Origin of the sequence: Lactobacillus sp. UMNPBX6, from assembly GCF_002553975.1 — a bacterium.
Classification (GTDB): Bacteria; Bacillota; Bacilli; order Lactobacillales; family Lactobacillaceae; genus Lactobacillus; species Lactobacillus gallinarum.
The window spans coordinates 1-11,646 of sequence record NZ_PCZD01000052.1 but is presented as its reverse complement, the minus strand read 5'-3'; the positions used below and the strand labels follow the sequence as shown (position 1 = coordinate 11,646).

Sequence of the window (11,646 nt, the reverse complement as noted above, 5' to 3'; positions counted from 1 at the left end):
TATAAGTATCGCGGATATTCTTAGGCTTAGCCAATAGTTCGCTATTGGCGACTACTTCTTCTGCTAGCTTAGTCTCATAATTATTAAGAATAGAAAAGGCAAAGGGCATTGCTTGATATTGTCTAACAGCTAAGTAGTGCTTAGCATGATAATTGCTTCGATTGCGTCCTACATAAGAGTTGTAGACAAAGCGTTGCGCATCATAGTTCAACTTAATGATTTTCTTTTGCTTAGAACTAGGATAAAAGCGAAGCTTAACGCCAAAATGATAGGCTAAGCTGCTCATTCTCTTCATGATTTCACCTCCTCATAGATTAGATATTTATATTTTACAGGATAGGCGAACATATGTCTCTATTTTTTTAATAAAAAAGCTGACTGCTAGGTCAGCTTGGCCCTATCCATCCCCGCATTAAAATACGGGGATTTTCGGGCGTTTTTCATTAAACGGACAACATCACGGGCAATCATCAACTCTTCATTAGTTGGAATGATCATCACTTGAATCTTGGAATCCGGCTTAGTGATAAACTTCCGGCCATTGCTCTTATTAGCCTCATAGTCAGGTTTTACACCCATATACCTAAAGGCATCCATTATCTGCTTGCGCACTTCTACGTCGCCTTCACCAACGCCTGCGGTCAAGACTATTCCATCGGCGCCGCCCATTTCAGCAAGATATGAACCAATATAACGCACAACACGATTGATAAAGATCTTGCGTGCCAAAACAGCTCGCGGATCATCATTATATTTCACGTCACGCATATCTGAAGAAATACCAGAGAGTCCAATTAAACCAGACTTTTTATTCAAAATATCAATCATCTCATCAATTGAATCTCCGGTTTTATGCATTAAGTGTTGCACAAGAGATGGGTCAATATCGCCTGACCGTGTACCCATAGTTACTCCGGACAAGGGACTAAAGCCCATTGAAGTATCATAAGACTTGCCATTTTTAACAGCGGTAATCGAAGAACCGGAGCCTAAGTGACAAATAATTAGCTTTAAGTCCTTCACATCGCGTTGCATCATCTTAGCTGCTTCCAAGGTAGTGTAATGCACGGAGGTGCCATGAGCACCGTATTTCCGCGCACCATACTTTTTGTAATAATCATAAGGAATAGAATACAGATAATGCACAGGATCTAATGTTTGGTGGAAAGAGGTATCAAACACGGCTACCTGCGGCACATCTGGCAAGACATGCATAAAGGCTTCAATTCCCTTAGCTTCGGCAGGATTGTGCAAAGGTGCAAAACCAGCTAAATCCCAAATCTTTTGTAAATTATCCTTGTTAATAATGGCTGAATCTTTAAAATATTCACCGCCATTTACCACACGGTGTCCTACCCCAACAATCTCATGCAATTTCTCGACAGCATGATATTTCTTCAAGTCATTAATCAATAAATTTACCGCAGCTTCTTGATCTGGAATAGCAATTTGCTTTTTATGTGACTCCCCATTAGCTAACACAATTGTAAAGGTAGAATCTGCCAGACCTACACGATCGGCCATTCCTCGTGCTACTACCTTTTCATCAGGCAATGAAAATAATTTAAACTTGAATGACGAACTCCCCGAATTGACCGCCAAAACTTTTCTCATTAACTACATCCCCTAAATATTAGTTATACTTTTCACAAGTGAATTTTCACTTAATAGTATAGCTTATTAGAATAGCCAGTCAAATGATTTTCAAAAATTCAATTAAACAGCAAAGTCAATCAAATATATTGTTATATAGGTAATAATTGCAATTATTTTTTCGAGATGTAAAACTGTCAAAATCATATTTTGATAAATATCAATATTATGCCTATTTTTTGGAAAATATAAAAAATATATTCTACTTTGTTCAATTTATAACAAAATTTTTGAGCAAACAAAAACTCCAACGCAGTTTTGCGTCAGAGTCTTGTTTTATTCAAAGGGATGATTATTCATCCTTTTTCTTTTTGCGATCGGCTAAACCAAAGAGGCCTAAAACCATTGCAAGGATAACGAAGATACCAGCTTCATTTTGCTTTTCACCGGTTTGTGGTAATTCATGCTTGCCACTGTTTTCTTCAGTTTCGGCTGAAGCAGCCTTAGCTGGGGCATTAGTTGAAGCGTATGTATCAGCACCCTTTAATGAAATTGAATTATTGTTTCTAGCTGGAGCAGAATTATTCATATCTTCATATAAAGGTGCGTTGTTTTCTTCGTAGCCCTTAATTACGGCTGGACCAGATTCAAGATCTTGATCCTTCGGAGTGGTATCGATTTCGGTATCATCTGAAGTCTCATTTGGAGTCTTGACTGGAACCTTACCTGTTGGGATCTTATCTTCAGGAGTTTCTGGAGTTACTGTGATTGTCTTGTGTTCAATTACAACAGGAATCCATTTGGTCCAAATTTCACAGTTTCAGGAACGTCTTGACCATCAATTAGCTTCCAACCTGCTGGAATTATTGAATGAACATCAACAGTTTCATCGGTCTTACCGTCAACTTTGTCAGTCTTAATGGTTTGACCATCTTCGTCTTTGTAGATAATGTTGGTTGTTTGAGCATTTGGTGTGTAAGTGATATCAACACTTTCTGGATCAGTACCATAAGTTACAGGTTTAGTCGCTATGCTTGCAATTGTTGGAGTATATCCATCAATCGTTGGTGTAGTGAATGGTCCCCAATTTCCAGTTGACCAAGCACCATAAGTTACTTTACCAGTAACTTCGTCAACTACAGCATTTCTGTAGATCTTCGCATCCTGAGCAGTTGAAGTTCCTTCGTAACTTCCATTAATTTCAACTTTAGCTATTACATATGCAAACTGACCACTTTCGCTAACTTTGTAGTTTGGATTATCCTTTTGCAATTGCTTTACACCAGCTTGAGTTAAAGCAATGTAGTAAGTACCAGCATCGGTTGGAACTTTATCCAATTTCTTGCCATCTTTATCAACCCACTCATAATCACTAGGTGTCAAGTTAGCAACATTCAAAGTTTGACCTTCAACTAAACCAGCTGCAGTAAATTGAGCATCATTATCGTCAATTGTTGCTGTTTGACCATCGTAAGTCTTACCAGGAGTGGTATTTGGCTTCTTGTCTAAAGTTACGGTTAAGTCTTTTTGATTAATTGTAAAGCTTGCATTGCTACTTAAATCCTTAGCAGCAAGAGTTACATTACCTGCACCTGCGTAATTATCAATAGCAGCTTGCAAGCGAGCGAGGCCATCAGTGCTTAGGCTAACAGTGTAGTCATCGGCCTTAGCTGAATTATTTTCAATGGTGTAGTCACCTGCATGTAACTTGTAAGTATCATGCTACCTGGGAAAGTAAACTTAGCTTCAATATCACCATCAGGACTATTCAAGTCATCAAGTGAAATATCCTTGCCATCGTAAATCTTAGAAGCTGAACCACTTAAAGTTGTAGTTTAGATTTTCCGCTTTCAGCTTAGCTTCTGAACTATCCTTGAGCTTCAAGTAGTAAGTGCCCGCATTGATTGGATCACCAGTCATAGCAGTGAACGTACCATCAGCATTCTTGGTGAACCAAGCATAGTCACTAGCAGTTAAGTCAGTTGACTTCAATGTTTGATTCTTTACAAAACCACTATCAGTCCAACCTAACTTGCTCAAAACATCAGCTACTGAAGTAGTCTTTGCATCATAATCGCGACTACCTTCCTTGCCAAGAATTGCTGTAGCAGTTGCAGTAGCACCGTAAGTTACAACAATTTGCGTATTCTTAGTATCACCGTTTACTGTTTCGGCAGGGATTTGACCATTTACAAGTTGAAGTGGAGTTGAGGTAGATGCTCCTTCAACTGTTTGAGTGACAGAAATGTTGTAGCCAGCATGAATTGGAACATCTTGTACGCCCCAGTTACTATCAGCTTTCCAACCACTATCATCAAAGCCTTCAAAGGTGACTCCAGTATCATCACCATTTACTTTAACTTGTCTGCTTAATTTGGCATTTTGCGTAATTGTGCGATCTGCTTGACCTGGTTCCTTAATGGTAATCGTTCTTGTAACACTCTTATTTAATAATGAATTTGGAACATAGTAAGTAGTTAAGTCATTTCTCATGTACCAAACATCATTATCATTATTCATATAGGCCGTATTAGAGTTGTAATTTGGGTTTGCAAATGTGAAAGTTGAGTATGAACCATCATATCTAATGTTAGCCACGGTGTAACCATCACGACTAGGAGAAGTCAATCCAATAGAAGCGTCATTACCCTTAGATGGTAAACTTCAAGATCCTGAAATTACGTGGAAACCAGGAGTAGCTTCGTCGCCTGCATCCCAATCTGGAGCCCAATTACCAGTGTAAACAATCTTATTAGTAGCTGTATCTAAAGTACCTGCTTTCTTAAAGAATACTTGAACTTGAGCATCTGGAGCAATAGTTTCCCCATTATGTTCACCACCAGCAATCTTAAAATGAGCAGTAAGTGTTCTAGTTTGAACTTCATCAGGAATATACAAAATCGTGTGAACTGGCTTTGCTTCATAAACAGAAGCTGCATCTGCATATGCTATTGATGCGTTGCTAGAAAGAGATGTATTTTCTGAATTCCAAGTTGGGAATACAAATTGATTTGCTGGGACCTTATTCTTATTGTCAGCAGGGCCACCAGTATAAGCAGTGTAGCCCTTTAAGACCGTAATGCGGCGACTGTCATTAATGGCTACATTACAGTGAGCTACTGGAGTAACAATATTTTTCTTAGTTCCTTGATCATAATACGTAGCAGTAATCTGAACATCATTGTAGGAACCTGGCTTCATCCAATTAGATTCATTACCAACGTATTGGAAAGTAGTACCTTCTGGAAAGACATCCGTGTTAGTAACAAGATCTTTAGCCGTTAACTTCGTACCATAATCAATTGTTCTACTCTCGGCCTTTACATTAGCCTTGGTAGTAAGCGTAATATCCTTAACCGTATACCTTGAACCACTTGGCAAAGTAATTACAATATTACCGTTCCTGGTTTCTCCGGCTTTGTCTAGAACCAGACTCTTTTCGCCGTTGTCACCCTGCCATTCAAAGGTAGTTCCAGCAGGCCAAACTTTATTGCCACCAGAGAGTAAATTATTAATTACATTAATAGTCCCATGAGGACCACCTTTAACTGTTACAGGTTTTTCAACAAAATTGCTTAAGTTGCGACCGTCATTCTCTGTGTAACTTGTAGGGCCGTTGGTAAGATCTACTACTTCATTCTTTATATTTTTTACAGAAGTCATGATGGCAAAGGCATCTTCCTTAATTCTTTGCCATTTTATTTGTGGTAAAGTACCAACGTTTACTGGTTTAGTTTGAGCACAGCCTAAATCTTTATATGCTTTTTTCACAGCCTTAGCAAACTTTTGCGTTGCTCCCGGATCTTGACTGTCTGGATTAGCAAAGATTAGTGGCTGACCAGCATCAGTAAACCCATTGTTAAAAGTTGTATTGATAATCAAATGAAACTTACCAGAATTCATGTCGGCACTAGTCTGATTAGTTCCAGCTAATTGTAACTGACTAGCAGACATTTGCGTGCCATCAGTTAAGGTAATCTTAACCTGATTTTTAAAATCACTGCCATTAACTGCCTGTTGGATTAGTTGCTTATTTTGACCAACGGCTACAGGTTATTGTAACCCGAGATTTGCTATTGGATATTTAGTTGGCCTGCCATCGATAGAAATGTTAAGAGTTGGACTTGCATCACCGCCGGCATTAAAGATATAAATGGGATCGTCTTTTAAACTAGGTGCTGTGATATAGTTAACTTCGATTTCTTGCTTATCCGCATTAGGCAATGCAAGCTGATCAAATCCATTGGTATAAGTTAAATTCAGCTTAAATTTATTAGTTTTAGTGGTATATAAACTCTTTGGCGCAGTCCAATCACTAACACCAGCCGTAATTCCTAGAGCATAAGCTAAAGCGTAGTTTTCGTAGAAATATTCGCCAATTTTTGGCCAGTATACAACAACGCAGTTGTTTATTATGGGACAGCTATTGGCTTAATTATTCTATTTACAATTATCAATTTCTTGGTATCCTGCATCGTTCTTGCTTCCTTTGTTCAATACGTGCCATCAATTTTGGCAGTTATCAAATTCAAGCACATCAATGAATTCCCTAACCATGGCTTCAAGCTTCCTGGCGGTTACACAATTCCAATCTTGGCTTTGTTAATTTCCTGCTACATGGTTACTAACTTCACTTGGAAGACAATTTTGGTTGGTGTTGTAGTCGGTGTCTTGGCTGCTGTCGCCTACTTCTTTATTGAAAAAGACGAAAAGGCAGAACAAAAGCACCAACAATATTTAGCTAAAATGCGGCAGAAACAGCTAAAAACAATTAGACGCAAAAAGGAATCGAATCAAATTGATTCGGTCCCTTTTATTTTCACTCGAGATTTACGATAAATTTATCTTGTTCGCTTCTGAACGTATATTCGAATTTAGTATAATTTTATCCGTAGAAAAGCTGAAGCGGTGGCTATCTTTCAAGGAGATGGTGCTTATGAGTGATTTTTAACTCGTATTCCTATCCTAATAGAAAGAAGACGCCTTCGTGTCTGTATCAGATGCGTTACAACTAATGCTAGAATTCGGCTCATTTGCCGACCTCTTTTTCATTACTATTATAGCAAGTTTTTTAAGTCCGTACAAAAATATCTCAATGAATTATCTTAACTAAAAATAGCGATGGCACATTCACCATCGCTATCCTTAGTTTTATTCAAATATTAATTATTCAACAGTAACACTCTTAGCTAAGTTACGTGGCTTATCAACATCTAAGCCCTTATCCTTAGAAGCGTAGTATGCAAGAAGTTGAGCAGGTACAACTGTCAAAAGTGCTGACATGTAGTAGTTAATTTCTGGCAAAACAATGTCATCGCCTTCGCGAGCAAAGTCCTTACCAACAATAGTAATTACACTAGCACCACGAGAAACAACTTCTTGAATGTTACCACGAGTAAGATCAGCAGTAACTGGATCATTAATCAAAGCAACTACCGGAGTACCCTTTTCAATTAATGAAATAGTACCGTGCTTAAGTTCTGCCGCTGCAAAACCTTCAGTTTGGATGTATGAAACTTCCTTCAACTTAAGAGCAGCTTCAAGAGCAACAGCATAGTCAATACCACGACCAATGTAGAATGCATTTCTTGATTTAATCAAGTAGTCATCTGCAAGCTTCTTGATCTTTTCCTTACCGTCAACGATTTGTTGGATGCCTTCTGCAGCCATTGCCAAATCTTGACGCAAGTCCCAATCCTTAGCATTTTCATTATTCAACTTTTCACCAAGAGCCTTAGCAAGAACAGCTTGTAAAGCAATCTGAGCGGTGTAAGCCTTAGTTGAAGCAACGGCAATTTCAGGGCCAGCACCCAAGAGCATTGTGTAAGTAGCTTCACGAGAAAGAGTTGAACCTTCTACGTTAGTCATAGTTAAGCTTGGAATGCCACGCTTGTTAACTTCCTTCAAAACAACACGTGAGTCAGCAGTTTCACCTGATTGGGTCAAGAAGATGAAGAATGGGTGCTTGCTCATCATTGGGAAGTGGTAGCCAGCTTCTGAAGCCAAACCAACTTCGGTTGGAATACCAGTGTAATGTTCAAAGAGAGTCTTACCAACTAAGCCTGCATGGTAACTAGTACCGGCAGCGAAGATGTATAAACGGTCTGCCTTAGAAATAGCATCAAGAATATCTTGATCAACCTTTGGTTCACCATTTTCATCAAGGTAGTTTTGTGACATGTGACGCATTACGCCAGGTTGTTCATCAATTTCCTTAAGCATGTAGAATTCGTAAGCACCCTTTGAAGCTGCGTTTGGATCAATGTTCAAAACGTGAGGTTCACGGTCAACTTTTTTACCATCAACAGTTTCAATAGTGTAAGAATCCTTAGTAATGTCACCAACATCCCCATCGTGCAAATCAACGAAAGTCTTAGTTTGGTCCATTACTGAAATAGCATCTGAAGCAATGATGTTAAAACCATCACCGATACCAAGCATCATTGGTGACTTGTTCTTAGCGATAAAGACATGATCTGGTTCAGTATTATCAACAAGCAAGAATGCGTATGAACCCTTAACAAGCTTCAAAGCTTCCTTAAATGCTGAAAAGCCATCCAAATTCTTGTCGCGTGCAATCTTACCGATTAATTGTACAACCACTTCAGTATCAGTATCTGAGTGGAAGTGTACGCCTTGTAAGTACTTTTCCTTCAATTCAGCGAAGTTTTCAATCACACCGTTGTGAACCAAGTAGAAACGCTTAGTTTCATCAAAGTGAGGGTGAGCATTGTCAACAGTTGGCTTACCGTGAGTAGCCCAACGGGTATGACCAATACCTACCAAACCTTGTTCATCTGGAGTCAACTTTTCTTTTAAGTTTGAAATACGGCCAACAGCCTTAGTCAAATATTCATTTCCATTTAAATCATTCAAGTAAATACCAGCTGAATCATAGCCACGGTATTCCAAATTTGTTAATCCGCTTAAAATAATTTCTCTTGCTGGTTTACCAACAACCCCAACAATTCCACACATAAATTTTTCTCCTTTGGTCTAGTTCACTTTTTGACAGTGGACTAGTTTGATTTCATTGTTACAGTTGCAATAATATTCTTTTTTGCCAAAGCGGTCAAGTGATTATTATCGAAATTGGTATAATCGATTTTAGAGCAAAAAAACAGCGGTCAGTTTTAATATACTGATCGCCATTTTGTATGTGTAAATTCAAATTACTTAGTCTTAATATCCTTACCTTCAAAGCTGTCTCTCATCAATTGAGCAATTTGACTAATTAATGGAGCAACTGGGTTAGTTACAGTATTTTGGTCGCCGTAAGCTTCAACAGCTAATTGGTCAACCTTCTTATTGAATTCATTTTCATCAACACCGTAATCCTTGTATGCCATCTTGATACCAACTGATTGAGCTAAATCGATAATCTTTTGAACTAATTCTTCAATCAATTCAGCATCGCTTGAACCGGTCAAACCGATAGCTCTAGCAATTTCTGCGTAATCCTTGTCAGCACGGTAAACTGAGTAATGAGGCCACATAGCAAGCTTTTCTGGACGCTTAGCATTGAAGCGGATAACTTGTGGTAAAGCAATAGCATCGCTGACACCACTTGGAATATCAAAGGTTGAACCAACAGTGTGGGCAATTGAGTGTTCCAAGCCAAGGAATGCGTTTGAGTATGCCATACCAGCAATAGTAGCTGCATCGTGCATCTTCTTGCGAGCATCAAGATCACCATCATATGACTTCTTCAAGTTAGCGAAGATGATCTTAATAGCTTCAAGTGACCAGCCACGAGTAAAGTCAGTAGCCATAGTTGAAACGTAGCTTTCGATTGCGTGACCTAAAGCTTCAAAGCCTGACCAAGCAATCAAGCGTTTGGGCAATTTTTGTACGAATTGGTCATCAACAATAGAAACATCTGGGGTCAAAGCATAGTCACAAAGGGTGTGCTTAATACCAGTCTTAGCATCGCTAATGACAGCGATTGGTGAAACTTCTGAACCAGTACCTGAAGTGGTTGGAATACATACAAGTTGAACGCCGTTAATCTTTGGGAAGCGAACTACTCTTTTTCTGATATCCAAAAACTTTTGATAAGCTTCTTCAAACTTCATTTCTGGATTTTCGTAGAATAAACGCATTACCTTAGCAGCGTCCATGACTGAACCACCACCGATGGCGATGACAACGTCTGGTTTAAAGATGTTCATTCTGTGAACCCCATCTTTAATGACGTCGGTGCTTGGATCAAGCGTTACGGCCTTGAAGACTTCGTATTCTTTTTGACCACGACGCTTAGAAATAATGTCGGTAATTTCATCGGCAAAGCCTTGGTCAGCTACGCCTTCATCAGTAACGATGAAGAAACGGTTAACGTTTGGCATGTGACGTAAGTAGTTAGCTGCGTTGTGTTCGAAGTAGGTCTTTGATGGTACCTTTACCCATTGCATGTTGTCACGACGCTTGGCAACAGTTTTAATGTTAAGCAAATCGCGAGCACCAATGTTGTGTGAGAAGGTGTTGGCACCATATGAACCAGTACCCAAGGTAAGTGATGGAAGCATGTTGTTGTAAAGGTCACCGATACCACCAAGAGCAGCTGGTGAGTTAACCAAGATACGGCATGCATCCATCTTCATTGAGAATTCTTTGATTACTTTTTGATCACTTGAGTGAAGTCCAGCAGTGTGACCACGACCACCGTAATCAAGCAATTCTGAACAAATTCTGAAAGCATCATCATGATCTTTAGCACGGTATAGAGTGAAGACTGGTGAAAGCTTTTCAGCTGAAAGTGGGAATTTTCTACCAACGCCCTTGTATTCAGCAACAATAACCTTGGTCTCCTTTGGTACATCAACGCCGCAGAGCTTAGCAATTTCATAAGCTGACTTACCAGCTACAGGACCTGCAACAGTACCACGTCTTGGATCGATGAAGTGTTCTTCAAACTTCTTAATTTCTTCTTTGTTCAAGAAGTAGCAACTCCACTTCTTGAATTCTTCCTTAACTCGGTCGTAGATTTCATCATCTACAACAACTGAGTTTTCAGAGGCACAAACCATACCGTTATCGAAGTTCTTTGACAAAACAATGTCGTAAACGGCACGGTCAATGTTAGCAGTCTTTTCAATGTAGGATGGGCCGTTACCAGGACCAACACCGATGGCTGGCTTACCTGATGAATATGCGGCCTTAACCATACCAGGACCACCTGTAGCTAAAATGGTTTGAACACCTGGGTTATTCATTAAATCAGTAGTAGCATCCAAACTTGGTTCTTCAATCCATTGAATTGCATCTTTTGGAGCACCCGCAGCAACGGCTGCAGCTTGAATGATCTTACCAGTTTCTACACAACACTTTTGAGCTTGTGGGTGGAAGCCGAAAATAATAGTATTTCTAGTCTTTAAAGCAAGCATAGCTTTGAAGATAACAGTTGAAGTTGGGTTAGTTACTGGAGTAACACCGGCAATAACACCTTTAGGTTCAGCAATCTTAGTTAAGCCTAATTCTTTATCTTCTTCGATTACACCGACAGTCTTTTCATGACGTAAGCTGTTCCAAATATTTTCACTAGCGTACATGTTCTTAGTAGTTTTGTCTTCTACTACACCGCGCTTAGTTTCTTCAACAGCCATCTTAGCTAGTGGGTAAGCATTTTGTTCACCTGCAGTAGCAACTGCTTCACAGATCTTATCAACTTGTTCTTGTGTGAAGTTAGCCATTTGGTCTAATGCAACATGTGATCTTTTTACTAAATTATCAACCATGTCGTAAATTTGCTTTTTCTTCTCTTCCTCTGTTTGAGTCTCTTTTGGTTGTGTCTTAGCCATTATTTTATTACCTCTAAGATCTACTAATTCTTGTGAACTAATTTACAATGTCAACTATAGCACAATAAATTTAAAAGTAAACGCCATAATTTACGTAATTTACTAGTGAACAAGCATAAAAAATCACTCTATAATTTACTCTCAGACTAATGAAAGCGGTTGCTATTTTTACTAGTTTGTTAATTAACAAACATATTAATTCTTAAACTTCCCACATCAAAAAAACTATGAAGCCTTGAAAACTCAATAGTTTAGC

10 protein-coding genes and 1 pseudogene are annotated in these 11,646 nt (G+C 39.0%); 1 reads left to right on the top strand and 10 read right to left on the bottom strand.

What is annotated here, in order from left to right; translation table 11 throughout:
- The 8 genes from CP357_RS08070 to CP357_RS10245 form a co-directional block, all read right to left on the bottom strand.
- A partial coding sequence (locus CP357_RS08070) for a helix-turn-helix domain-containing protein (RefSeq protein ID WP_158227263.1) occupies positions 1 to 295 on the bottom strand: 295 nt, incomplete at its 3' end.
- 86 nt (positions 296 to 381) lie between these two features.
- The gene (locus CP357_RS08065; RefSeq protein WP_098037027.1) at positions 382 to 1,614 is read right to left on the bottom strand and encodes an acetate/propionate family kinase; all 1,233 of its coding nucleotides are present in this window, start codon (positions 1,612 to 1,614) and stop codon (positions 382 to 384) included.
- Between the two features lie 331 nt (positions 1,615 to 1,945).
- Positions 1,946 to 2,182, bottom strand: a complete 237-nt coding sequence (locus CP357_RS10615) for an LPXTG cell wall anchor domain-containing protein (RefSeq protein ID WP_233187239.1) — start codon at positions 2,180 to 2,182, stop codon at positions 1,946 to 1,948.
- Positions 2,183 to 2,376: 194 nt separating this feature from the next.
- On the bottom strand, positions 2,377 to 3,279 hold the full coding sequence (locus tag CP357_RS08055) for an MBG domain-containing protein (RefSeq protein ID WP_233187240.1): 903 nt from the start codon (positions 3,277 to 3,279) through the stop codon (positions 2,377 to 2,379).
- Positions 3,234 to 3,365 (bottom strand): hypothetical protein, encoded by a 132-nt coding sequence (locus CP357_RS10690; protein WP_255404990.1) that lies wholly within the window; start codon positions 3,363 to 3,365, stop codon positions 3,234 to 3,236. Before CP357_RS10690 ends, CP357_RS08055 begins: the two co-directional genes overlap by 46 nt.
- 34 nt (positions 3,366 to 3,399) lie before the next feature.
- Positions 3,400 to 4,191, bottom strand: a complete 792-nt coding sequence (locus CP357_RS08050; protein ID WP_098037024.1) for an MBG domain-containing protein — start codon at positions 4,189 to 4,191, stop codon at positions 3,400 to 3,402.
- A 66-nt stretch (positions 4,192 to 4,257) separates the two neighbouring features.
- Complete coding sequence (locus CP357_RS08045; protein WP_098037023.1) at positions 4,258 to 5,547, bottom strand: Rib/alpha-like domain-containing protein; 1,290 nt, start codon at positions 5,545 to 5,547, stop codon at positions 4,258 to 4,260.
- A gap of 99 nt (positions 5,548 to 5,646) precedes the next feature.
- Positions 5,647 to 5,817 carry a hypothetical protein gene (locus CP357_RS10245; RefSeq protein ID WP_158227262.1) on the bottom strand — a complete coding sequence of 57 codons (171 nt, stop codon included), beginning with the start codon at positions 5,815 to 5,817 and terminating at the stop codon, positions 5,647 to 5,649.
- Between the two features lie 231 nt (positions 5,818 to 6,048).
- Between CP357_RS10245 and CP357_RS08040 the strand changes: the two are divergent.
- Positions 6,049 to 6,432: pseudogene (locus CP357_RS08040) on the top strand (hypothetical protein); the annotation flags it as partial.
- A gap of 327 nt (positions 6,433 to 6,759) precedes the next feature.
- Here the strand turns inward: CP357_RS08040 and glmS are convergent.
- Positions 6,760 to 8,571 carry a glutamine--fructose-6-phosphate transaminase (isomerizing) gene (glmS, locus tag CP357_RS08035; RefSeq protein ID WP_025006279.1) on the bottom strand — a complete coding sequence of 604 codons (1,812 nt, stop codon included), beginning with the start codon at positions 8,569 to 8,571 and terminating at the stop codon, positions 6,760 to 6,762.
- A gap of 194 nt (positions 8,572 to 8,765) precedes the next feature.
- Positions 8,766 to 11,390: a bifunctional acetaldehyde-CoA/alcohol dehydrogenase gene (adhE, locus tag CP357_RS08030; protein ID WP_056945581.1), complete on the bottom strand. Its 2,625-nt coding sequence runs from the start codon at positions 11,388 to 11,390 to the stop codon at positions 8,766 to 8,768.
- Positions 11,391 to 11,646: the final 256 nt, after the last annotated feature.

Excerpts from the sequence above, each read along its gene's own strand:
- adhE (WP_056945581.1), bottom strand. The coding sequence starts at position 11,390 with ATGGCTAAGACACAACCAAAAGAGACTCAAACAGAGGAAGAGAAGAAA.
- CP357_RS10615 (WP_233187239.1), bottom strand. The coding sequence starts at position 2,182 with ATGAATAATTCTGCTCCAGCTAGAAACAATAATTCAATTTCATTAAAG.
- glmS (WP_025006279.1), bottom strand. The coding sequence starts at position 8,571 with ATGTGTGGAATTGTTGGGGTTGTTGGTAAACCAGCAAGAGAAATTATT.
- CP357_RS08065 (WP_098037027.1), bottom strand. The coding sequence starts at position 1,614 with ATGAGAAAAGTTTTGGCGGTCAATTCGGGGAGTTCGTCATTCAAGTTT.
- CP357_RS08045 (WP_098037023.1), bottom strand. The coding sequence starts at position 5,547 with ATGTCTGCTAGTCAGTTACAATTAGCTGGAACTAATCAGACTAGTGCC.